Consider the following 23,905-nt stretch of genomic DNA (forward strand, 5'->3'; position numbering starts at 1 on the left):
TGTTATCCTTTTATCCCTTTTTCTGACCGACGGCGATAGCGCTTGTCTCCAAGGACGATAAAGCCAGCTAGGGCAATGAGTAGACCACCTAACCACATCCAGCGAACATATGGCTTGTGATAAATACGCAAGGACCATGCACCTTGACTTAATTGCTCTCCCAACGCTAAATACAGATCTCTAAAAAAGCCGTCATCGATAGCCGCTTCAGTCATAAATTGCATACCGATATCGTACAATCGTTTTTCTGCATAAAGTTCAGTAACAACCTTGCCCTCTTTTAACACCGTTACCACACCCGCATGGCCACTGTAATTCGGCCCACGAATTTCTTTTACGCCTTCAAAGCGGTATTGGTATTCGTTTAGCATTGCAACGTCACCTGGCTTCATTGCGACAGCACGCTCTACTGAATACGCCGAAGTTAATGTGACACTGGCAATAACAAAGGCGAGTCCCACATGGCCGAGCATCATTGCCCAATAGCTTAGACCAAGACGCTTTAAGCCTTGCATGACAGATGATTGACTAGATATCTTTTGCAGCAAATCAGATGCTGTTGCTACCGTAATCCAAACAGCTAAAGCTGTCGCCATAAACGTAAGTGGAGAAACTTGGTCATAGCTAGAAAACAGCCATGTAGCCGTCACTACGAGACTAAGAGCAACAATTACTCCCCACTTTTTAACTAACCCGCCAAGTTTATTTTGTTTCCATCTCAACATGGGAGCCAAACCAAGTAAAATAGCAAAAGGGACTATCAATATGGCGAACATCTGATTGAAAAAAGGGACCCCAATCGAAATAGAGCCCAGTCCTAGCTCTTTATGGATCATTGGTAATAGCGTCCCCAGCAATACGATTAGCGTAGCAACAACTAGAAAAATATTATTCAGCCAGAGCCCAACTTCCCTAGAAACAAAACGATATCGACCTTCGCTATGAACTTGAGCCACACGAGTTGCATACAGTGCTAAACTGCCACCAACCACAACCGCTAGAAACGATAAAATATACAACCCCCTGTCAGGATCGGTCGCAAATGCATGTACTGAAACGATGATGCCCGAACGAACAATAAAAGTACCGAGCAAACATAAACTAAATGCCGCGATTGCTAATAACACAGTCCATGATTTGAACACCCCTCGTTTTTCCGTTGCAGCAAGCGAATGAAGCAGTGCGGTCGCAACTAACCAAGGCATTAATGATGCATTCTCAACTGGGTCCCAGAACCACCAGCCACCCCAGCCAAGTTCGGCATAGGCCCACCAGCTGCCGATAGTGATCCCTAACGTCAAAAATGCCCAAGCTGCCATTGTCCAAGGGCGGGACCACTTAGCCCATGTATTATCTAGTTTGCCAGTTAATAGTGCTGCGATAGCAAAAGAAAATGAAACGGATAAACCCACATACCCCATATAAAGTAAAGGTGGGTGAATGATCATACCAGGGTCTTGTAACAATGGATTAAGGTCTCTGCCTTCAACCGGGAAGTAAGGCAGCAACCGTTCAAATGGACTAGACATCCAAAGCGTATAAAGCATAAACCCTACGCCTAGAAAGCCAAGCACGCCTAATACACGGGCACGTAAAACCCAAGGTAAAGATTTTGACATCATGGCCACTAAAGCAGTCCAAGCAGACTGCATAACTAACCAGAGTAAGATAGCGCCTTCATGGCCTCCCCAAGTAGACGTCACTTTGTAATACCAAGGTAACGTACTACTTGAATGATGTGCTACGTAGGCAACCGTAAAATCATCCGTCAGTGTGATATAGATAAGCACCGCAAATGCAAAGAACACAAGCAGACATTGCCCTATAGCTAATGAAGGGGCAGCTCTCATTAGCCTTAAATTCCCCGTATATGCACCCCATAAAGGAAAAATACACAGCAGTAAGCTTAATGCCATAGCTAAAACTAGGGCAAAATATCCTATTTCAGGGATCATACTAGTTCTCGCTATTCAAATTGTATTTTGGCTTTTCGTGTTTGATGCCTTTTACAGCCTCTGCCACTTCAGAGGGCATGTACTCCTCATCATGCTTAGCAAGTACCTCGAATGCTTCAATAACATCTGACTCAATCAACGTTCCTTGAGCTACAATCCCCTGACCTTCACGGAATAAGTCAGGTAAAATGCCTTTATAACGAATTGTCACCAGTGGTCCTGTGTCAATCAGCTTAAATTCTACGTCGAGCGAGCTTTCATCCCTCACAACAGAGCCTGGCACCACCATCCCACCAATTCTCAACTTTTGGCCTATCGAAGGTTTTTCTTGCTCAGGTCCTTTACCGTTAACTAATTCACTTGGCGTGTAGAACAAGTTGATGTTTTCTTGCAAAGCGTAAAGTGTTAATCCAACAGCAGAGCCAATTCCCAAAATAACTGCAAACACGGTTAACATTCGCTTTTTTCTTCTTGGATTCATGCTTGTGCCTCCGCTTCTTTTGCTTTTTTGATACGCTCTTCTCTAGACATCTGCATTTTAACTTCTTCTTTCAGACGCTTTCCTTCATAAAGAGACACGAACAGCAATCCAAGAATAATGGCTAAGCAACTACCAAATGATAGCCATACGTAAAACCCATAACCGCCCATGGCGATAAAGTCGCTAAATGATTCAAACTGCATAATCAACCTCGACTCACTAACTGACGCACCCAAGGACGATGCTTATCTGCTTGCATAATTTCATTTTTAAGGCGAACCAATGACATCGCACCAACAAGGGCAGCAAAGCCCAAGATGTTAATCAACAGCGGCCACAACATCGACGGATCGATGGCAGAAGTGTCGAATTTAGTGATAGTTGCCCCCTGGTGTAATGTGTTCCACCACTCTACAGAGAAGTGAATAATTGGTAAATTTACGACACCTACGATTGCCAAGATACACGCCGCCCTACCACCTGCTTTTTTATCTTCAAATGCATGATAAAGAGACAACACCCCTAGGTATAAAAATAGCAGGATAAGCTCTGACGTTAGCCTTGCATCCCACACCCACCAAGCGCCCCACATAGGCTTACCCCAAGCAGCGCCTGTGATAAGCGCTATTGCTGTCATGGCTGCCCCCACTGGCGCAATGGCAATCACGGCAAGCTCTGCGTTACGAAGCTGCCAAACCAGTGCGACAATCGCTGCAATAGCCATTGATGAATAGGCGCCCATAGACAAAATGGCCGACGGTACATGAATAAAGATAATCCGGTAGCTATCTTTTTGTTGATAATCTGCAGGTGCATACGCTAACCCCCAAATCCACCCAACTACAATAGATAGCACAGACACTACGGCAAAGTACGGAAGCAAGGTGTTACACAATTGGTAAGCACGCTCCGCTTTAGCATAAGGATGTAACCACTTCCACATTTTAACTTACACTCACTCTTAAAGCTGACGATATGGCAATTGGTGCTGCTACAAATGCGACGGCGAGCATAGCACCAAGTATTGCAAGCTGTCCGCTATATGCTAGCGACATAATGCTAGTATCAATGGCAGACGTTGCAAAAATAAGTACAGGAATATACAGAGGTAACACGAGTAAACTCATTAATATACCTCCTTTTTGAAGGCCTACAGTAAGACCCGCCCCGATGGCACCGATGAAACTTAACAACGGTGTTCCAATTAATAACGTGAGAACCGTGGCACCAAGGGCCTGGGGTTCCAAATTCATCAATAACGCAAACACAGGCGCCATTACCACCATTGGCAGCCCTGCGGTTGTCCAATGTGCTGCAACTTTAGCGAGCACAGCAAGAGACAGTGGGTATGGAGAGGCAATCAACTGTTCTAGTGAGCCATCCATGTAATCATCGCGAAAAATCTTATCTAACCCTAACATAGTAGATAAAAGCGCAGCGACCCAAATAATACCTGGTGCCATACGTGCAAGTAATGCTGGCTCAGGGCCAATAGCGAGAGGGAAAAGCGTAATAACAATTAGAAAAAATAAAAGTGGGTTGACGATTTCAGCGCGCTGTCTAAAGGCAAGAGTCACATCTTTTCGATAAACATTACAAAACAGAGTCCAATACGAATTACTAACTTGCATTAATGTCTGTACTCCAGAACCAGTGTTTGCAATGAACTAAATGAGTTGGTGAGGTCTTGGTGAGTTGTTAACAAAATAGAACCACCACTGTCTAAATGCTCTTGAAAGCGCCCCTGCAACATGGCAACCCCTCGCTTATCAAGTGCTGTAAATGGCTCGTCTAATATCCACAATTTTGCTTGATTGAGCCATAACCTTACTAGCGCTACTCTGCGCTGCTGACCAGCAGATAACGTTCTTGCCGGTACATCTTCTAAACCGACTAGCCCTAGCTTACCGAGGAGGCTATAAATTTCATCTTCTGTGCAGCCATAACCATGCACACCAAGCCAATGTTGCACATTTTCATATGCCGTCAGTTGTAAATTGACCCCTGTTCTATGACCAATAAACAACAATGATTGAGCAAAGTTGTCGTAATCTTCTGCGATATTTTGATTGTTAAACAATACATTACCTTCATCAGGTCGCGCAAAGCCAGAGATAATTCTGAGTAGTGAAGTTTTTCCCGCGCCATTTGGGCCTTCTATTTGCATAATTTGACCAGACAACAGCGAAAAGTTAAGTGATTCGAACAAACAACGGTCTTGTTTGATGCACGTTAAAGCCTTAATCTCTAGCAAAATTTGTTATTCTCACGACCCTTATATGTGGGCGTAAGTCTATCATAGTGATATGGTAATACGAATAACACGTTGCAGACGATTACTTAAAATTTGATTTAGAATAATGAACAAGCAAACTATCCCTGTACAAAGTCAGGTAAATGTGTCAACAACAACGTTTTCTTCACAAGATAGCAACACTCAAGCTATTTTGGAAGCTGACAAAACGTTTTTGGCACGTAATATCGTAATTAAGCCTGACTCTATTCAGATGGAAGTTGCGCTTGAAGGGCGCTGGCAACCAATACGCCTAAGTAGCCAAGCAAATATCGAGCAGCCTCTGAAATTAGCTGAGGCACAATTAAAACTAGATGCCACAGGTACCGTACTCACATTGGCGACTCCTGAAGCCAAGTTAACCCTTAATTCAGCACAGTCGCTGCTCAGCTTATTGAGTTTACTCAAAGGCTTTGGCGACCACAGTGCATTGCAGACTGAAGCGCTAATTAAGCCTCAATCCAATACACAGCTCACACTTCCCAAATTAGGGATTAATATGCCTGTGCCTGCTGGTATTGGTAGTTTATTGAAACAAGAAGAGAAACTCGTAGCAAGTCTAGGTAGTAAAGGTGACAAAATACAAATACAGCTGTTCAATATGTTTGGTGATAAGCTCCACCAAATGCCTATTGCGAAAAAAGCAATCGCCCAACTGATCACTCAATTGAGCCAACAAACAGCAAACTATGTGCAGCTATCTCAACAAAAAGGTGTGCTCAAGCTAGGGCGCCATCAGCACCAAATTTCACAACTTCAATCAAACACACCATCTCAACTTAACCAACTACAACAGCAAGCGTGGCATCCGGTAAAAATACACGGTAAACCTGATGGCATTGAAGTTGCTATATCAACCAAAACCACCGCTATCAAGTTGGCTACATCGATAAAAAATATATTGCCCAAACTGGATGCTCAACCTTTTCAGGCTCAGTTAGACCGTGCAAGTAAACAGCACTCGGAACCAACATTAAGCTACAATAAACCGTTGTTTAAAGTATCTTTGGCCGATATTAAACAAACGGTTAAAAGTGCCTTGCAAGCCATCGTTGAAAAACCATTTTTCAATCGAGCTGCCGCAGCTACTACGAGACCCGATTCTGGTCAAAGAAATATTGCGATCCCGGATATACAGCCCAATAAAACAAATTACCTACATCTTCCACTGGTATCAAAAGCTGCCCAGCGACCGGCAAACTCCCCTTTAATGGCACTAGCACAGGGCATACAGCAAAACTTCGCTTCGGCTCAGATGCAAACTCCCCCCTCAACAGCTCAAACCTCAACGCCAGACGCACCAAAAATGACAACAAAGCCTGAGTCCATGATGACACAGCCCAAAGAGAAGGCCGCTCCTGGCTCACACACATCAAGCCCTCCTCAGGTACAAACACAAACTAAACTAACCTTTGAGGCCCGCTTAGCACTGGTGCAACAAGTTATGACAGCTGCTCTACCCAAAGATGCTAAGCCCTATGCTGCTGAGCATCTGAATTTAACCAAGAGCAAACTCATCGATCAGCCTACTCAAAAAGGGGCGATACCTGGGCCAGTCAAAGAGTTGATGTCACAGGACCCTGCTGAAAGTAAACGCTTACTTTCGATTGCATTACCGTTAGCCCATATACTTAGTAAGCCACTACGAGCCATTGCGTTAGCTGATGCCTCAACTGATACCTTAAAAAATGCAACGCTCCTAAGCGAAAAAATCGCAGACAAGCAGTCTTTTAAGAGTCCTCAGTCTGCAGATCTAACACGTCTTGTTCATCAGGCTTTTTCTCGCCTGATAGATGAAAACAAATCTACTGCGCAAGAGGTAAGCCAAGACTTATTTACTCGCCTACCTAGCATTGCCACACCATTAAATACGAGTGTCCCCGTTAGTAGCTTCACACAAGCGCTAGATAAGTTGTTGGTGACCTTATTAGGTACCCAATTAACCGCACAAACAGATGCTCAACTGCCAAAAAACGTTTCTCAAGAGCAGCGTGTAGCCAGTATGGTCGAAGCCATCTTTCCGGGGAATAAGTTGCAGCAGCCAAAGCAATTTATTCAAGCTGTAAACCTATCGGCTCAGCAGAGCCTGATGGAAGATTTAAGTTTTATTCAAAATTCAATGAGCGCAACAAGTCAGGGGCAGGCTCTGGGGCAAAAGTTTGACAGTGATAGTCAACTCCTGATCAACCTCTTTCTGCCTATGAAAACACCACCCGAATGCAGACAAAGTGAATTGCAAATTGGCCAATATAAGAAACCTGCTAAGGCAGGTATGCCAGAAAAACAGGTCTGGTTTGTTAGATTAAACTTTGACTATGAAGCGCTAGGACAACTTAGCGTGCAGGCTGAACTCATGGACAAGGCCGTTGATTGTGAAATCATTGGAAATAGTGCGAGTGTATGTCAACTAGCTCAGCCTCATTTAGATGCGCTACGGAGTAAATTAGCGGCACATGGCTTGCAAGTTGGTGAAATCGAGCTGAAAGAAGATGCACTGCAAGTGAAACAGTTTTACGATAAGCATGCCATTGTAAATATTAAGGTATAGTTATGGAGCAAAAAACAGCAGTTGGCCTGTTATATGAAGCGGGTAAATCACCTGAAGTCGTGTGCAAGGGCTTTGGAGAGTTAGCTGAGGAGATAATTGCATTGGCAAAAGAAAAGGAGATCATGATCCATGAAGACGCGGCGCTTGTAAAAACCTTAGGGCAGCTAGATCTGCATGAGGAAATACCCAAAGAGCTCTACTATGTGATTGCCGAACTTATTGCTTTTTCATATGTTCTAAGGGGTAAATTCCCACCAGGGTGGAAGAATTTTCAAGGTAAATTAAATATCAAAGCCTAAGTATTCTCCGTTTTGGTTGGGTGTTAAAAAAGGCTGCCTTTATTTTGGTCTCTGCTAACCCTTTTTACAACGCTTTAATACGCTGCTCTGGTGTTAGCTCTATTTCTGGTTTTATCCATGCCTTTGCCCTCGATAACACATTTAGGTGTGCCTTGAGGCCAATTTAGACGACTATGCTTTCGAAGCCAAACTAAAACTGTTGAGCGCCCTCAATGCCATAGCGCTCTTGCTATAGATCATCCCGCCTTTTTCAGCCTGATCTATAACGGCTAATTTAAAGGCTAAAGAATAATCTCATTGAGTACGTTTAACTATTGATTGCATTACACTCCCCAAAATAAGTTTGAAAAGTGTCAACGCTGTTTAAGGCGGGTCACAGAGTATAAAAAAAGCGCCAAATGGCGCTTTTTATCATTGTGATTTGTTGTGTAACGACATAAGCAACTCAGCCTCTGCTCTTGGCAATTCGCATTCGCGCATGATTTCTTCTAAGTCAGCTCCTAGCTCTACCATTTTAACGGCTCTAGAATATATTTTTGCGTCTGGGTCATCGTATTTCTGAGCAGCTTGTTGCTGTGCCAGATCTTTTGCAAACCCCTCACAAGCGACAAGTCTCTTGCCAATGCTCAGTACACTGGCTCTTACTTCAGCAATTTCACTTCGCAAGATACCGATTTGCTCAGCATCATTCTGGGTTTGCTTTTGTAGCCTTGCACAATGTTGTTGGCCTTGCTGTATGCGTTTACTAAAAACAAATAAAAGCCCCAAGCACAATAAACTAATAAAGCTTGAGGCAATGACTAGTACGATTAAGATATCGTCTAAAGTTACTGCAGCCACGATTTATAGATGACTCAACTCATCCCACTCATCATCGCTGAGTAGTTTGTTCAAATCTACCAAAATAAGTAACTCACCTTCACGGTTAGAAACACCTTGGATAAACTTAGCACTTTCTTCAGTACCAATGTTTGGTGCGCTGTCAATCTCTGAACTGCGTAGGTACACAACTTCAGCAACGCTATCAACTAGAATACCAATAACCTGCTTTTCAGCTTCAATAATGACTATTCTAGAGTTATCGGTTACTTCTGCACTCATCAAGCCAAACCTTGCACGAGTATCAATAACTGTAACTACGTTACCACGTAGGTTAATAATACCGAGCACATAGCTTGGTGCACCAGGTACTGGCGCGATTTCAGTGTAACGAAGTACCTCCTGCACTTGCATCACATTGATACCGTATGTTTCTTCCTCTAGCTTGTATGTCACCCACTGTAGGACTTCATCATTACTATCGGCATTTTTATCTGCAGAAAGTATTCTTTCTTGACTCATGATTAAACTCCAGATTGATGCTAGTTACTGCTCTCGGCTATCGAGGCCTTGCTCTAGCAATCTATTTAAATTCTCTACGTCAATAAGCGCACACATTTTCTCTTTAATAACGCCCGCAAGCCACGGGCGCTTTCCGCATGCTGTTCGCCATTTAACGTCGTCAGCAGTCAGTGTGATATTGTTCACTAATTTTTCAGCTAGTAAGCCCCAAGGGCTATCTCCCAGCATTATCAAATACTGATAGTTAAGCTGTTCCTCAAGCTCAGGTGTATACTTTTCTGGCATAACCCAACGAGCTGTGTCCACCACATTCAGCTTTTCTTCTCTATTAAGCATAACCCCTTTAAACCACTTTGGTTTACCAAATAATTGGTTAACCTCCGTCAATTGGTGAATACCACCTAATGACTGTAAAGGGACTGCCAATGTCAAACCGGCTACTTCAAAGAATAAGGCTTGAAACTCTCCTTCAACGAAGGCGTCCTTAGCTGCACTCAATGCAGGTGCTTGTTCTTTGATAATAGTTGTATTTTCAGTTATCTCAAGCTCTTGGGCGGGTGCAACCGTAGTTTCTTGTTGATCTTCTACAACTGGCTTTATTTGAAGTTCAACTTTTTCTTCAACCTGAACTTCGGTTTTGACCTCAGTCTGCTCAAGGACTTTTACTTCAGGGGCTGTCTGTACTTGTTTTTGCGCATCGGGTACAGACTCAAGCAACCTAGCAACGGGTGCAAGCGCAACATCCTGTTCATCCTCTTCTTGTAACAAGGCTCCTAGATATTGTTTCATCACTTGTTCGTTTGCAAACAGGTGCTTACTCATTATTACCTCTTTCTAGTTCACCAATATGCTCTAATAGAGACCGGTACGCGTAAACCCCTCTCGATTTAGGGCAAAACTGCACCGGCACCTGCTGAGCCAAACTTGCATCTCTAAATTTAGTATCGACAGGGATCACACCCGGCCACACTTTATCTTTATACGACTCTACAAGAGACTTGTATGCTTCTAAAGATGCTTTGGTACGCTTATCGTACATTGTAGGGACTATAGTATATTGATATTGCTTAGAATGCGAACTTTGCATTAATGTCATAGTTCGCATCATCCTATCTAACCCTTTGAGCGCTAGAAATTCTGTCTGTACAGGAATTAATATACGCTCGCTGGCTGCTAACGCATTGACCATCAACACTCCCAAAACAGGCGGACAGTCTAAGATAGCGTAATCATAATAATCACTTATCTTTGCCAATGCCTTTTTTAAGATTAACCCCATCCCAGAGCGGTTACCCATACTTCTATCTAAGGTCGCAATCGCCATCGTCGCGGGTAAGATATCTAAGTTTTCTACCGTTGATGGGCATAACGCTTGCAGAATCTCTTCGCTTGCCATATTGGAGCCTCGTATGAAAATATCATACACACTCACTTCTAGGTCTTCCGAATCAATACCAAAGTAATATGTTAAAGAAGCATGAGGATCTGTATCGATTAACAATACCTTTTTGCCTTGAGCGGCTAAAATACCGCCAAGGCTTACTGTTGTGGTAGTTTTCCCCACACCACCCTTTTGATTAGCAACCGTCCAAATTTTCACTTTATTGTTTTATTCCTTTGTGATTGGTCATGGCTAAGCTGTATTTAACTATTAGTCTAAACTTAAGCAATTCCTAATTCTTTGTTTATGCGCAAAGCTACGTCCTGTAGCGCCAAACTCTCTGATGAAAGACCGGCTGCTGCAACAGCTTGAGGCATACCATAAACAACACTCGTTTTTTCGTCCTGCGCCCAAATGGTCGCACCGACTTGTTTTAACATTCTTGCGCCGTCTCTACCATCGGCCCCCATACCAGTGAGGACAATCGCCAACACGTCACCAGAATATGCTTTTGCAGCGCTCGCAAATGTAACATCAACACAAGGCTTGTAAGTAATTCTTGGGCTATCGTCCTCAAATACTTTTAGAGTTTTACTCCCACCTCGAGACTCAACCATCATTTGCTTTCCGCCAGGTGCAAGATATGCAACACCAGGCATCAGTCTATCACCTTGCTCTGCTTCTTTGACTTTAATTTTGCACAAGCTATTTAACCTTTGTGCGAACGCAGGTGTAAATGCCGCTGGCATATGCTGAATCAACAAAATGGGATGAGGGAAGTTTGCTGGTAATTGCGTAAGAATCGTTTGCAATGCTACAGGACCACCTGTAGACGTACCAATAGCAACCAACTGATAAGACTTTCCAGAAGCTTTAAAACTTCTTTGAGGCGTTGTTTCAGGGGCCGCTTTTTGAAAACTTCTATCAGGTTGTGCAACTGTTGAACTTGAACGTGTGCTGCTAACAGGTTTTGGAGAAAAGCCTGTCGTGCTTGGCGCAGCAGCTGGTTTAGTTGGTGAAATCGGCCTAGTAAACCTGCTAACCCGTTTGCGGCCAATCTCTTTTACTTTGTTTTGTAAAGCGCGAATAGCTTCTTCACTGTTTCTTGCTATGTCTTCAAACTTTTTAGGTAAAAAGTCAACAGCACCCGCATCTAATGCGTCTAAGGTCGCACTTGCGCCTTCTCTTGTTAGTGAAGAAAACATTAAGATAGGTGTTGGATTGCTCTGCATGATTTTTTTGACGGCACTAATGCCATCCAATACAGGCATTTCAACATCCATTGTAATGACATCAGGTCTTAGTTTACTTGCCTTCTCTACAGCTTCTTGGCCATTGACAGCAAAATCAATAACCTCAATTCCAGTATCTTTTTCTAGTATTTCACTTACACGACGACGAAAAAAGCTTGAGTCGTCAACTACTAATACTTTAACTGCCATTGGCATCGCTCTTTTTTATGTTACAGATCCGAAAAGTGGTGCACATGGCACCACTTTTCGGTGATGACAAATAGTCTTTAAAACTACTTGCCCGCGTAATGCTTCAACATACTTGGTACATCAAGAATTAAAGCTATGCCACCATCAGAAGTAATAGTTGCACCAGCCATACCTGGAGTACCTTGAAGAAGTGAATCCAGAGGTTTAATTACAACCTCTTCTTGACCTATTAACGAGTCCACTACAAAGCCGACTTGCTGAGTACCTATCTGGACTATTACTACATGTCCTTCGGCTTTTTTCTGGTTAATGTCTGTGCCTTTAACCAACCAATGTTCTAAATAGAACAGAGGAATAGCTTTTTCTCTGACAATAATAGTGAGCTGTCCATCCACCACATTGGTTTTGGTCAGATCTAGATGGAAAATTTCACTTACACCAGCCAAAGGTAATGCAAATGTTTGCTCTCCAACCATCACCATTAGTGTTGGTAGAATTGCTAATGTCAACGGTACTTTGATTTCTAAAATTGTCCCAACACCCAGCTCAGACTGAATGTTTACCTGACCGTTTAATTGAGTAATCTTTGTCTTAACAACATCCATACCAACACCTCTGCCTGAGATGTCAGATATTTGTTCTTTGGTCGAAAAACCTGGAGCAAAGATTAAGTTGTACGCTTCTGTATCAGACAATCTGCTCGCTTGATCAGAATCAATAACGCCTTTACTGATGGCGATCTTCTTCAATTTTTCAGGGTCCATGCCCGCACCATCATCTCTAATGGTTAGAAGAATGTGATCGCCTTCTTGTGAAGCCGATAAAGTCACAGTACCAGTTCTAGCCTTGCCTGCAGCTTCACGTACATCTGGCATTTCTATGCCGTGATCTACCGAGTTTCTAACAAGGTGAACCAATGGATCCGCAAGTGCTTCAACGAGATTTTTATCTAGATCCGTATCTTCACCCTCAAGAATCAGATTAATGTCTTTCTTAAGGCTTCTAGCTAAATCTCGTACAACGCGAGGGAAACGACCAAATACTTTCTTAATTGGCTGCATCCGCGTTTTCATAACCGCACCTTGAAGGTCAGCGGTTACAACATCTAAATTAGATATTGCCTTACCCATGGCTTCGCTATTGCTATTATTAGCTAGGCTGACCAATCGGTTTCTGACAAGAACCAACTCACCGACCATATTCATTATTTGGTCAAGGCGTTTAGTATCTACACGAACTGTGGTTTCAGCTTGCGCAGCCGGCTTTTTCGGTGCGGCGGCTTTGGGCTCAGACTTCGCAGGGGCAGCCTTTGCTACCGGCTTAGGTGCTGGCTTAGGCGCTGGTTTTGGAGTAGCAGCAGGTTGTGGCGCAGGCGTTGCAGGGGCTGCTGCAGCTGGTTTAGCTGGCTCAGCACTCTCCTGAGCACCACTTTCTAAGTTTTTAGGTGCCTGCCCTTTACCATGTAATTCGTCTAATAACGCCTCGAAATCATCATCGTTGATCTCTTCATCATCCCCGCCAGCACTTGCTGCTGGAGGCGGTGGCGTTGGAGTGCTAGCAGCTGGAGCTGCTGGTGCAGGTTCGCTTTGTGTCGCGCCAAACTGGCCGACTCCGTGCAACTCATCTAGTAAGCTATCAAATTCATCATCAGTGATATCACCATCATTTGCATTACTAGGTTCGGACGTCGAAGCCTGTGGTGCAGACTCAGTTTTACCCTCTGGTGCTGGTGCTTTTCCAGCGCCATGTAACTCATCTAGTAAGCTTTCAAATTCTTCTTCGGTGATTTCATCAATGCTATCTGACTGCGCTTTACCATCTCCACCATCATCACTGCTACCGTCCAGTTCAAAGAAAACATCATCTTCAACAGGTGGTGCCTCTGGAGCTGCTGGAACCTCTGCGACAGGTTCTGGTGCAGGTGGTGCTTCATCAGCTGATTCTGGCTGACTGAGCTTGTGTAAGACATCGAGTAACTCTTGGTCTGCAGGCTCTGGTTGTTCGCGATTTTGAATACATGCGAACATATCGTTTATCGTATCCAAAGATTGCAGGATTACGTCCATTAATTCAGGATTAACTGAGCGCTGTCCTTGCCTTAACACATCAAAGACGTTTTCAGCACCATGACAAGCGTCAACCAGCTCGTTCATGCCCAAAAACCCTGCTCCACCTTTAACGGTATGGAACCCTCTGAATATTGCGTTCAGTAAATCTTTGTCATCTGGGTTATTTTCTAATTCAACTAGTTGCTCAGATAACTGTTCGAGTATTTCTCCAGCTTCAACAAGAAAGTCTTGTAAGATATCTTCATCGACTTCAAAGCTCATTATTATACTCTCCTATTAGAAACCCAAACTAGATAACAGATCATCAACTTCATCTTGACCAGAGACAACGTCGTCTCGCTCTTCAGCGTCAATGATTGGCCCCTCTGGACCCGATAGTTCATCAGTGGTTTCAACTACTTCTTGTGGTTTTGGAGCCGTGTTAAGTTGACCCACTTCTGCTGTACCAAATACGGTTAACAGATGTATTAAGCTGTCTTCAACTTCTCTGACAAGCTCTATGACTCGACGAATAACTTGACCTGTTAAGTCTTGGTAATCTTGAGCCATTAAGACGTTCGTCATTAACGATTGCAATTCGTCTGTACGGCCTTGCGAAGATTGCATAAAATCGTTCAAATCGTGACAAAGAGATTTAAACTCTCCAAGCTGTATGTCACGACTCATCAATCTATCCCAAGTAGGTTTTATCTCTGAGAGCTCGTCAGCCAGCTCTTGAGCGAGCGGCAGACTCGCTTCCACTGCATCCATTGTTTTATTAGCGGCATTTTCTGTCATTTCCATGACATAATTTAAACGCTGTTTTGCATCTGGAAGGGCCTCAGTAGTTAGATCTGATAGACGAGTATCTAACTCAAAGTTCTTTAGAGATTCATGCAATTGACGTGTCAATTTTCCGACTTCAGCAAACAACTCAGATTGCTCTTTGTTGGTTGCTTCAATTAAAATTTGGTCGGCCTTCTCTTGTTCACCATTCTCAAGATACTCAACAAGTTGTTTCGCTTGCTCTAATGTAATTTGTGGCGCAGAGGATTCTGACATAAGCCTATCCTTAACTCGTTACTAGCCTAAGCGTTCAAAAACTTTTTCTAACTTGGTTTTTAGTGTTCCAGCAGTAAATGGTTTTACAATGTAACCATTAACACCAGCTTGCGCAGCCGCAACGATTTGTTCTTTTTTGGCTTCAGCAGTTACCATTAAAACAGGGATATGCTTTAGGCTGTCGTCTGCACGAATAGCTCTGAGCAGGTCGATACCTTGCATACCTGGCATGTTCCAATCGGTAACAACAAAGTCAAATTCTTGATTTTGCAACATCGGAAGCGCAGTGCTGCCGTCATCAGCCTCTTGAACATTTGTAAAGCCTAAGTCTCTCAACAGGTTTTTGATTATTCTTCTCATCGTAGAGAAATCATCAACCACGAGAATTTTCATGTTCTTATCCAAAACTTCCTCCGGTGAGGTTTGAACCTATAAAAATATTAAAATGTACTCTAATTGATCCAGTCATTAATTTTAGCTCTGAGTTTAATCATTGCCTGACCATGAATCTGACTCACTCGAGACTCGCTCACATCTAAGATCTGGCCAATCTCTTTTAAATTCATTTCATCGTTGTAATACAAAGACAAAACCAAAGCATCTCTTTCTGGTAGTGTTTTTATTGCATCTATCAACGATTCATTAAAGCGCTCATTCTTAACGTTATTGAATGGTTTGTCTAGCGCTAAATCATTGTCTGCAGGTGAAATTACGTCTTGGTCAACGCCCAAGTCTTCTATTCCAATAATTTTACTTGCATTTACGTCATGTAAAATATGATGGTACTCATCTAAAGGAATATCAAGTTTTTCAGCGATTTCCGTGTCTTTAGGTTCTCTACCAAGGGTAGATTCGAGTTCTGCAATCGCTTCTGCAACCAAACGGCTGTTTTTGTGAACTGAGCGGGGAGCCCAGTCGCCGCGTCTGATCTCGTCGAGCATTGCGCCTCGAATACGAATGCCAGCGAAAGTTTCGAAGCTGGCTCCTTTGCTTGCATCAAAGTTTTTTGTTGCTTCGATTAGTCCAATCATACCTGATTGAACTAGATCATCTAATTGAACACTAGCTGGTAGTCTGGCAAGCAAATGACATGCGACTTTCTTGACCAAAGGTGTATGACGCTCGACCACTTTATTCAAGTGGTCCACAGATTGATATCCCGCCATTCGATTGACCGGTGTAGCCATAATTACCCGTTAACTAATTGCTCAATGAAAAACTCTAAATGCCCCGAAGGTTGGTGCGGAACAGGCCATTTCACAGCCTTACTCGCCAAACCTCTAAACGCCACAGCCGCAGGAGAGTTCGGATAGAGCTCTACGATGGTTTTTTGACGTCGCGAAGATTTACGCATATTTTCATCGAAAGGAATCGTAGCCACAAGCTCTAGTGCAACATCCAAAAATCGGTCTGTCACTTTAGAGAGTTTAGCAAATAATTCTTGTCCTTCACGAAGGCTGCGAACCATATTTGCTACGATTTTAAATTTGTATACGCCGTGCTCTCTACTTAGTACTTTAATTAAAGCGTATGCATCTGTGATAGATGTCGGTTCATCACAAACAACAACCATAACATCTTGTGCCGCACGCGAGAAACTCAATACCATGTCAGAAATACCTGCGGCGGTATCCACAATGAGCACGTCGAAATCGTTACTTAATTCACTGAAGGCGCGAATAAGCCCCGCATGTTCTGCTGGACTCAACTCTACCATATTTTGAGAGCCGGAAGTGGCTGGTACTATTCTTATACCAGCAGGGCCTTCAACCAAAATCTCATCAAGTTCACACTCACCTGATAATACATGCGATAAGTTGCGTTCGACCCTTAAACCTAGCATTACGTCACAGTTTGCCAATCCTAGGTCGGCATCCAAAACTAAAACTCTATGGCCCTGTTGTCCTAGCGCGATCGCAGTATTTAATGAAACATTGGTCTTACCGACTCCTCCTTTACCACCAGTTACTGCTATTACTTTGACTCCGTGGTTACTTTTCTGATTCATTTTACGCAGGCCACTTGCTTGATCTAAAACTGTATTAATCATACATTCCTACTGTCTGAGACGCCACTGCTTCACGTCGTGAATGTTGTGCTTTTGTTCTTTTTAAATACAACTGCTCAGCCTTTTTAACTAATTTTTGAGCATTTGCTACACGAATGTCTTCAGGCACTCGCTGTCCGTTCGTAAGATACCCTATTGGTAAGCGATTTTGAATCGCAATACTAATAATCTCGCCCAAACTTAGACATTCATCAAGTTTTGTAAAAATGCAACCGCTTAGATTCACTTTTTTAAAGTGATTTACTGTCTCTTGCAATACATGCATTTGAGATGTTGCACTTAATACTAAATAACTACGAATATCTACTCTCGAGCTGCGCATCAATGTATTTAGCTGCTCAGTCAAGCGTAAATCTCTTTGACTCATACCCGCAGTGTCTATTAATACTAGACGCTTATTGCGTAAATGATAAAGAACTTCCGCTAACTCATTCGCATCTTTAACTTGCTTAACCGGACACCCGATGATTCTACCATAAGTTGCTAGCTGCTCGTAAGCGCCAATTCTGTATGTATCTGTTGTTATTAGGGCTACTTTATCGGCGCCGTACTTTTGCGCTCCTAATGCGGCCAGTTTTGCAACTGTTGTCGTCTTACCAACACCTGTTGGACCAACCATGGCATAAACACCACCTTGACGAAGAATATCATTGTTCGTGGTGTGCATCTGATTCACAACCATATTCAATAACGCATTCCATGCTTCCTTACGAGATACATCATCAGGGATGAAGCAAGCCATTTGCTCAGCGACATCAGCACTGATCCCCATACCTTGAAGTCTATCAACTAGACATGCTCTAGTTGGGTCTTTGCGCTCCATTTCTTGCTTCATTAAGCCAGACAGTTGATATTCAAGCAATTGACGAATCGCATTCATCTCGTCTCTCATCGAGCTCATTTCGTCTTGTTTAGGTTCGACTGATACTGGCGCTGAATCAAAATCTGACTCTAGATCATCGTCGAATCCCCAATCAGACGCAATTGGCTCTGGTGCACGTGTTGGGCGCTGTGCAGCCTGAGCTTTAGAAGGACGAGCCTCTGCTTGCTGGTATTCATTTTGATATTCTGACTTTTGGAATTCAGATCTTGGCTCTGCTTTTGCTGCAAACAAGTCACCAGTGTCGATGCCTGATTGAGAAAACATAGATGCAAGCTCTGGAGAGCGAGGCTTAGGCGCTTGGCGCTCTAATAGCGCTTCTAAACTGTCCGCTACTCTCGCTTGAGGCTCAGGTTGGGCACGACGAGCCTGTGGCTTAACAACTCTAGCTGGTTGGCTGTAAGTTGGCTGAGCTTCTGGTGCTGGCTGCGCTTGAGCAGCTGTTTGCTGTGGCTGAGTTGCCACTCTGTCATTATCGATAGCAGCGACAATCTCTACACCGTCAGCTAGCTTTTTATTTGACATAATTACTGCATCTGCGCCTAATTCTTCTTTTACTTCTTTCAAAGCTGTACGCATATCTTTTGCAAAAAATCTTTTAATCTTCATGACTCAGCACCTCGTTCCTCTATTGCCCAACAGAGCTTATGATCTTAATTTGCCTTTCATCCGGTACTTCCTGATAAGACATCACTCTTAAGCCAGGAATTGTATGTTTGACAAATCTCGATAAAACACTTCTTAACATACCTGAGGTTAATAAGATGGACGGCTCGCCTAGCATTTCTTGCGTTTGGTGCGCTTCTCTCAAAGAACCTTGAAGTCGCTCCGCAAGGCCTGGCTCAATGCCTGCCCCCTCATCACCTGCGTTCTGAAGTGACTGATGCAACATCTGTTCCAACTCGGGCGCCAATGTTATGACAGGTATCTCATCGGCGTTACCAACCGCGTCTTGAACGATTAATCTGCGCAGTGAAATTCTCACTGCAGCCGTTAATACATCTGGGTCTTGGCTACGTGGGCCATACTCAACTAAGGTCTGAACAATTGAGCGCATATCTCTGATTGCAACGCCTTCATTCAGTAAGTTTTGTAAAACTTTTACAATCGTTGTCAAAGGCAGTACATCTGGCACTAGACCTTCAACTAAACGAGGGTGGCTTTTCGCTAGCATATCTAAAAGGTTTTGAACTTCTTCGTGTCCAAGCAGTAAAGACGCATTGTTTGTAAGCAGTTGGCTGATATGCGTTGCAACCACTGTCGCAGCGTCAACTACTGTGTAACCCAGTGAATGAGCCTCATCTTTTTGATCAGGCTTAATCCAAACGGCTTCTAGTCCAAATGCTGGATCTTTAGTTGCAACCCCTTGGATCGGGCCGAATACTTGGCCAGGGTTAATAGCTAACTCATCACCATGTTTGAGCTCACCATCGCCTGAGCCAACACCCATTAAGGTAATTTTATAGGCATTTGGGTCTAACTCTAGGTTATCTCGAATATGTACAGGAGGTACTAGGAAGCCAAGTTCTTGTGAAAGCTTTTTTCTAACCCCTTTAATTCGATTCAGTAATTCACCGCCTTGGGCTTGGTCAACAAGTGGAATTAAACGGTAACCAACTTCAAGGCCAATGACATCAACGGGCTGCACATCGTCCCACCCCAATTCTTTTTGATCTTGCTGCTTGTTTGCCACTTGTGTACCTTGCGCTTCTTCCTCAGCCTTTGCAGCAGCAGCTTTTTCTTTGTGTTGTTTCGAGTAATATGCAAGACCACCAATTAAAGTACCTAAACCTAAAAATGCAACATGCGGCATACCAGGCACTAAACCCATTACAATTAAAATGCCAGAGGCTATGTACAGCGATTTTTCATTGCCTAATTGCTGAGTAACTTGCTCGCCCATATTATGAGACTCGTTTTGACGAGTAACAACAATGGCTGTACCGATAGAAAGAAGTAGCGAAGGCAGCTGAGCGACTAACCCATCACCAATAGTAAGTAAGGTGTATACTTCCATCGCACGCGAGAACGTTAAATCATGCTGCACCATACCAACAAACAGACCACCGATAATATTGATTGCGAGTATCACGATGCCTGCAATCGCATCGCCCTTTACAAATTTACTCGCACCATCCATTGAACCGTAAAAGTCAGCTTCTCTGGTTACTTCATCACGTCTTGCTCGTGCATCTTCTGCCGAAATAAAACCCGCGTTTAAGTCCGCGTCAATAGCCATTTGTTTGCCTGGCATCGCGTCTAATGTGAAACGTGCCGAGACTTCTGAAATACGCCCAGCACCTTTGGTAATTACCACAAAGTTGATAATAATTAAAATTAGGAATACAACCAGACCAACAGCATAGTTACCACCAATTACAACCGAGCCAAATGCTTCAATTACTTTACCGGCTGCGTCACCACCGTTGTGCCCTTCAAGCAAAACAACTCGTGTACTCGCCACATTCAATGCGAGCCTCATTATCGTTGCGATAAGCAAGACCGCAGGGAACATACCAAATTCTAATGGTTTCATGGTGTAAACGGTTACCAACAACACAACGAGGGCCAGCGCTATATTGAAAGAAAACAATATATCTAGCAAAAATGGTGGCATGGGCAAAATAACCATAGCTAAAGCAGCAAGTACCAGTAATGGGGTACCAATGCCTTTTGCATAGTCTTTTTTGTCTCGATTTATTTGTTGTAGAACCGCTTTAAAATCCATAACTTATCAACTTCAATTTATTGACGCAGGTAAGTTAAAGCAATCTTCATTCCAACTATTAGTGCTTCATATCGTCTGGTATTGGTAAGTCTTTATTAAGCGCTGTTGGCCTGCGGCCTCGGCCTTTATTAAACTTTTTAAGCTGGAATACATACGCGAGCACTTGTGCAACGGCTGTAAATAATTGATCGGGTATTTGGTCGCCTACTTCGGTCGTATGGTAGAGAGAGCGTGTGAGCACTGGAGACTCGACAATTGGCACCTCGTTACCTTTTGCAACCTTTCGAATTTGCATGGCAAGCTCGTCAACACCTTTTGCTAACACGATTGGCGCGCCAGCTTTCTCTGTGTCGTATTTTAACGCGACCGAATAGTGAGTAGGGTTAGTAACAACAACATCAGCATCCGGCACATCTTGCATCATCCTGCGTTGAGACATTTCACGTTGAGTTCTTCGGATCCGCGCTTTAATCTGCGGGTCACCTTCAGAGTTTTTATACTCATCCTTCACTTCCTGAAGTGTCATTTTTAACTGCTTATTGTGATTATAACTCTGATAAGGTGCATCTATCGCTGAAATCACAATCATTGTGCAGCTCAAAGCCAAAAACATCCAAGCCAGTATTTCTAGTGCATGGATAACGTTGCCGGGCGCAGATTCAATACTTAAATGCAGAATGTCGTAAAACATCCATTTAATAAACAATATGGCAAACCCTGCAACGAGCACAAACTTCAAAATTGATTTGAGGAGTTCAACAGCTGCCTGAGGGCCCAACATTCTTTTTATGCCTTTCATAGGCGACATTTTACTTGCTTTGGGTGCTGCGGCTTGCCAACTAAAGTTAAATCCTCCTAGGAGAGTATTTCCAATCACTCCAGCAACAAGGATGATCAGGACAAACATAGACATTGGGAAAAACAGCTCAGAGAACGCATCACCCCAAACAGAAAACATCTTGGTCGTATCATAGGTCTCGTTGCGATTTAAAGTCAGCATTCGGCCCATTATGTTGTATAAACCTTTCGCAATGTCGGCTCCATACAAAATCAAGGCCACTGCTGAAAAGATCAGTACGAATGTGGTACCCAATTCTTTGGAACGCGCAACCTGACCTTTCTTTCTCGCATCACTGATTTTTTTGGCGGTGGGTTCTTCGGTACGTTCTTGACCTGAATCTTCAGCCATTGCTTCCTCCTACACCGTACAACCGACCAATTCACACATCAATTCAATCATTCTAAGCCACTGGAACTCATACTGCATCGTAAAGTTACCCAGTGTAGCCCAAATAATAGTAAGACCAGCTACGAGTGTGAAGGCAAAACCGACTGAGAAAATATTCATTTGAGGTGCTGCACGTGTCATGATCCCAAACGCCATGTTGATTACTAACATTGCGGTTAGGGGCGCCAAGGACAGCGACAATGCAGTGGCAAATACCCACGCCCCCCAAGTTACAATTTCCCAGTAATTATCCACATGCCACCAATTTCCTCCGATAGGCCAAGATTCAAAACTAAAAATAACCATCTGAATCATCATTAAATGCCCATCGAAAACAAAAAACAGTAAAGTAGCAAGAATGAGATAAAATTGACCAACCGCTGGTACACTCAATCCATTGGACGGATCAACCACAGACGCAAAGCCTAGGCCTGTCTGCATAGCAAGCACCTGACCTGCAACAATAAATGTATTAAGTAATAATAAAGACGCAAAACCAATCGCAATGCCGATGATCATTTCTTGAATAACCACTAGGATCATTTGAAAAGAGAATAAGTCTGTGAATTGCGACTGTGGTATAGCGGGTGCAGCAGCCAAGGTAACTACAATAGACAAGCAAAGCTTTATACGTTTAGATACGCTTTGTGCACCAAGGCCCGCCATCACCATAATCATTGAGCTAATACGTATCAGGGGTAATATATAATCGCTTAACCCCTGCATTAATTCAGAAAACAGGATCTCCATATTAACCTGCGATTTCGGGGATACGCATGACCATCAATTTGAAAAAGTCCATTAACTCTTGGGTCATCCAGTGCCCTCCCACAATCAGGGCAACAAGCGTAATAATCAGCTTTGGTAAAAAGCTCAGCGTCTGTTCGTTGATGGAAGTTGCTGCCTGAAATACTGACACGATTAAACCAATAACCAACCCGGGTACCACGATGGCCGCAACTAACTTGATAACCAGAAATAAAGAGTCGCTGAGAATATCTACAAAAACTTCTGGTTCCATATCAGACCCCCAAGCCGAAACTTCTTGCCAATGTTCCCATAACTAGCGACCAACCATCTACCAACACAAACAACATTATTTTGAAAGGTAAGGAGACAATCATTGGAGATAACATCATCATACCCATTGCCATCAAGACACTGGCTACAACCAAATCTACAATAAGAAATGGAATAAAGAACATAAAACCGATAATAAATGCTGTTTGTAATTCACTGGTGACAAAAGCCGGGATAATCACAACAAATGGTGTGTCCTCAGGACTATCCAGTTTTTCATAACCTGCTATTTTAGCGAAGGTTTCTAGATCTGAGATGCGGGTTTGAGACAGCATAAACTCTTTTATTGGTTCTTTCGCCTCTTGCAAAGCTTGAACCGATGTCATTTCTTCATTCAGGTATGGCTGAACGGCTTTTTCATGTATTTGACTGAAAATTGGCGCCATAATGAAAAAAGTTAAAAACAGTGACATCCCCACTAATATTTGATTAGACGGCGACTGCTGTAAGCCAATCGCTTGGCGTAAAATAGCCAACACCACAATAATTCGCGTAAATGAGGTCATCATAATAACGGCAGCGGGGATAAAGCTTAGCGCCGTCATGATAGCCAGTACTTGGAGCGTTACCGAGTACTCTTGAGAGCCATCAGGGTTAGTAGTTACACTTAATGCCTCAAAACCATCGTTTGCACTTACATGGGGAAGAAACATAGTTAAAACTAAAAATAAAAGGAGTCGAAGCATGCTTTTCACTTTTCTTTTTTTATTGGTTGACCCATGAAACGGCTTAACTCTTTAACAAAAGGCGCCGTCTGGTTTTCGCTTAAAGGGGTTTCTAATTGATATAAGTAGTTGATATTTTGAGGTGTAACACCTAGTAAATGTTGCTTATCATCTATCTCGATAACCAACAACCTTTCCCGCGTCCCCAGCGGCAAGCTTCGGACCACTTTAAAGTCTTGATTATTTCCAACATTGGGGTTTATACGTTTAACAAGCCAAGCGAGGCCAATTATGAGTGCAATAATAGAAGCCAGGGACAGAGCAACAGTTACTATCTCCAAACTGGGCCCTTGCGGCTGCGCTGCAGCCACATTTGTAAATAGTATCCAAGTCATGACTTATACTA

The 23,905-nt window shown here is 43.2% G+C and carries 25 protein-coding genes and 1 pseudogene; 2 read left to right on the top strand and 24 right to left on the bottom strand.

All coding sequences use genetic code 11. The annotated features are described in order from the left end of the window. Window positions 1-2 precede the first annotated feature (2 nt). The 6 genes from N475_RS18790 to ccmA are packed head-to-tail and all read right to left on the bottom strand — an operon-like array spanning window position 3 to window position 4,690. Window positions 3-1,955, bottom strand: a complete 1,953-nt coding sequence (locus N475_RS18790; protein ID WP_063365796.1) for a heme lyase CcmF/NrfE family subunit — start codon at window positions 1,953-1,955, stop codon at window positions 3-5. A gap of 1 nt (window position 1,956) precedes the next feature. Then, complete coding sequence (ccmE, locus tag N475_RS18795) at window positions 1,957-2,436, bottom strand: cytochrome c maturation protein CcmE (RefSeq protein WP_063357005.1); 480 nt, start codon at window positions 2,434-2,436, stop codon at window positions 1,957-1,959. Next, complete coding sequence (ccmD, locus tag N475_RS18800; protein ID WP_063357004.1) at window positions 2,433-2,639, bottom strand: heme exporter protein CcmD; 207 nt, start codon at window positions 2,637-2,639, stop codon at window positions 2,433-2,435. Before ccmD ends, ccmE begins: the two co-directional genes overlap by 4 nt. A 2-nt stretch (window positions 2,640-2,641) precedes the next feature. After that, window positions 2,642-3,379, bottom strand: coding sequence for a heme ABC transporter permease (locus N475_RS18805; RefSeq protein WP_063357003.1), 738 nt, complete (start codon window positions 3,377-3,379; stop codon window positions 2,642-2,644). Between the two features lies 1 nt (window position 3,380). Beyond that, the gene (gene ccmB / locus N475_RS18810; protein ID WP_063365797.1) at window positions 3,381-4,067 is read right to left on the bottom strand and encodes a heme exporter protein CcmB; all 687 of its coding nucleotides are present in this window, start codon (window positions 4,065-4,067) and stop codon (window positions 3,381-3,383) included. Further along, window positions 4,067-4,690: a cytochrome c biogenesis heme-transporting ATPase CcmA gene (gene ccmA / locus N475_RS18815; protein ID WP_081215914.1), complete on the bottom strand. Its 624-nt coding sequence runs from the start codon at window positions 4,688-4,690 to the stop codon at window positions 4,067-4,069. The genes ccmB and ccmA overlap by 1 nt, the downstream gene beginning before the upstream one ends. 106 nt (window positions 4,691-4,796) lie before the next feature. Between ccmA and fliK the strand changes: the two genes are divergently transcribed. Together fliK and N475_RS18825 are read left to right on the top strand one after the other, a co-directional pair. After that, window positions 4,797-7,277 carry a flagellar hook-length control protein FliK gene (gene fliK / locus N475_RS18820; protein ID WP_063357001.1) on the top strand — a complete coding sequence of 827 codons (2,481 nt, stop codon included), beginning with the start codon at window positions 4,797-4,799 and terminating at the stop codon, window positions 7,275-7,277. Window positions 7,278-7,279: 2 nt separating this feature from the next. Next, window positions 7,280-7,576: an EscU/YscU/HrcU family type III secretion system export apparatus switch protein gene (locus tag N475_RS18825; protein ID WP_063357000.1), complete on the top strand. Its 297-nt coding sequence runs from the start codon at window positions 7,280-7,282 to the stop codon at window positions 7,574-7,576. A gap of 67 nt (window positions 7,577-7,643) precedes the next feature. Here the strand turns inward: N475_RS18825 and N475_RS26110 are convergent. From N475_RS26110 to fliO, 18 genes and pseudogenes are all read right to left on the bottom strand, one after another. Then, window positions 7,644-7,840, bottom strand: a pseudogene (locus N475_RS26110) (IS3 family transposase); the annotation flags it as partial. Between the two features lie 147 nt (window positions 7,841-7,987). Then, a complete protein-coding gene (locus N475_RS18830) occupies window positions 7,988-8,419 on the bottom strand; it encodes a DUF2802 domain-containing protein (protein ID WP_405127392.1) in 432 nt (143 codons plus the stop codon). After that, window positions 8,420-8,917 (bottom strand): chemotaxis protein CheW, encoded by a 498-nt coding sequence (locus tag N475_RS18835; RefSeq protein WP_023401824.1) that lies wholly within the window; start codon window positions 8,915-8,917, stop codon window positions 8,420-8,422. Between the two features lie 24 nt (window positions 8,918-8,941). Then, window positions 8,942-9,739 (bottom strand): chemotaxis protein CheW, encoded by a 798-nt coding sequence (locus N475_RS18840; protein ID WP_063365798.1) that lies wholly within the window; start codon window positions 9,737-9,739, stop codon window positions 8,942-8,944. Beyond that, entirely contained in the window at window positions 9,732-10,517 is a 786-nt protein-coding gene (locus tag N475_RS18845) for a ParA family protein (RefSeq protein ID WP_063356997.1), read from the bottom strand. Before N475_RS18845 ends, N475_RS18840 begins: the two co-directional genes overlap by 8 nt. A gap of 62 nt (window positions 10,518-10,579) precedes the next feature. Then, entirely contained in the window at window positions 10,580-11,740 is a 1,161-nt protein-coding gene (locus N475_RS18850; RefSeq protein WP_063365799.1) for a protein-glutamate methylesterase/protein-glutamine glutaminase, read from the bottom strand. A gap of 83 nt (window positions 11,741-11,823) precedes the next feature. Beyond that, a complete protein-coding gene (locus N475_RS18855) occupies window positions 11,824-14,070 on the bottom strand; it encodes a chemotaxis protein CheA (RefSeq protein WP_063356995.1) in 2,247 nt (748 codons plus the stop codon). A gap of 15 nt (window positions 14,071-14,085) precedes the next feature. After that, on the bottom strand, window positions 14,086-14,850 hold the full coding sequence (locus N475_RS18860) for a protein phosphatase CheZ (protein ID WP_063356994.1): 765 nt from the start codon (window positions 14,848-14,850) through the stop codon (window positions 14,086-14,088). A gap of 21 nt (window positions 14,851-14,871) precedes the next feature. After that, window positions 14,872-15,255: a chemotaxis response regulator CheY gene (gene cheY / locus N475_RS18865; RefSeq protein WP_010364893.1), complete on the bottom strand. Its 384-nt coding sequence runs from the start codon at window positions 15,253-15,255 to the stop codon at window positions 14,872-14,874. A gap of 47 nt (window positions 15,256-15,302) precedes the next feature. Beyond that, window positions 15,303-16,037, bottom strand: coding sequence for an RNA polymerase sigma factor FliA (locus tag N475_RS18870; protein WP_063356993.1), 735 nt, complete (start codon window positions 16,035-16,037; stop codon window positions 15,303-15,305). Between the two features lie 2 nt (window positions 16,038-16,039). Continuing rightward, window positions 16,040-16,900 carry a MinD/ParA family ATP-binding protein gene (locus tag N475_RS18875; RefSeq protein ID WP_023401816.1) on the bottom strand — a complete coding sequence of 287 codons (861 nt, stop codon included), beginning with the start codon at window positions 16,898-16,900 and terminating at the stop codon, window positions 16,040-16,042. Beyond that, entirely contained in the window at window positions 16,893-18,407 is a 1,515-nt protein-coding gene (flhF, locus tag N475_RS18880) for a flagellar biosynthesis GTPase FlhF (RefSeq protein ID WP_063356992.1), read from the bottom strand. The genes N475_RS18875 and flhF overlap by 8 nt, the downstream gene beginning before the upstream one ends. Window positions 18,408-18,426: 19 nt before the next feature. Next, a complete protein-coding gene (flhA, locus tag N475_RS18885; protein WP_063356991.1) occupies window positions 18,427-20,526 on the bottom strand; it encodes a flagellar biosynthesis protein FlhA in 2,100 nt (699 codons plus the stop codon). A gap of 58 nt (window positions 20,527-20,584) precedes the next feature. Continuing rightward, window positions 20,585-21,715 carry a flagellar biosynthesis protein FlhB gene (flhB, locus tag N475_RS18890; RefSeq protein ID WP_063356990.1) on the bottom strand — a complete coding sequence of 377 codons (1,131 nt, stop codon included), beginning with the start codon at window positions 21,713-21,715 and terminating at the stop codon, window positions 20,585-20,587. A 9-nt stretch (window positions 21,716-21,724) separates the two neighbouring features. After that, window positions 21,725-22,504, bottom strand: coding sequence for a flagellar biosynthetic protein FliR (gene fliR, locus N475_RS18895; RefSeq protein ID WP_063356989.1), 780 nt, complete (start codon window positions 22,502-22,504; stop codon window positions 21,725-21,727). A 1-nt stretch (window position 22,505) separates the two neighbouring features. Continuing rightward, window positions 22,506-22,775 (bottom strand): flagellar biosynthesis protein FliQ, encoded by a 270-nt coding sequence (gene fliQ, locus N475_RS18900; protein ID WP_063356988.1) that lies wholly within the window; start codon window positions 22,773-22,775, stop codon window positions 22,506-22,508. A 1-nt stretch (window position 22,776) separates the two neighbouring features. Next, a complete protein-coding gene (gene fliP / locus N475_RS18905) occupies window positions 22,777-23,520 on the bottom strand; it encodes a flagellar type III secretion system pore protein FliP (protein WP_063356987.1) in 744 nt (247 codons plus the stop codon). 5 nt (window positions 23,521-23,525) lie between these two features. Beyond that, entirely contained in the window at window positions 23,526-23,894 is a 369-nt protein-coding gene (gene fliO, locus N475_RS18910) for a flagellar biosynthetic protein FliO (RefSeq protein ID WP_063356986.1), read from the bottom strand. Window positions 23,895-23,905: the final 11 nt, after the last annotated feature.

This window comes from Pseudoalteromonas luteoviolacea DSM 6061 (assembly GCF_001625655.1).
GTDB classification, from domain to species: Bacteria; Pseudomonadota; Gammaproteobacteria; order Enterobacterales; family Alteromonadaceae; genus Pseudoalteromonas; species Pseudoalteromonas luteoviolacea.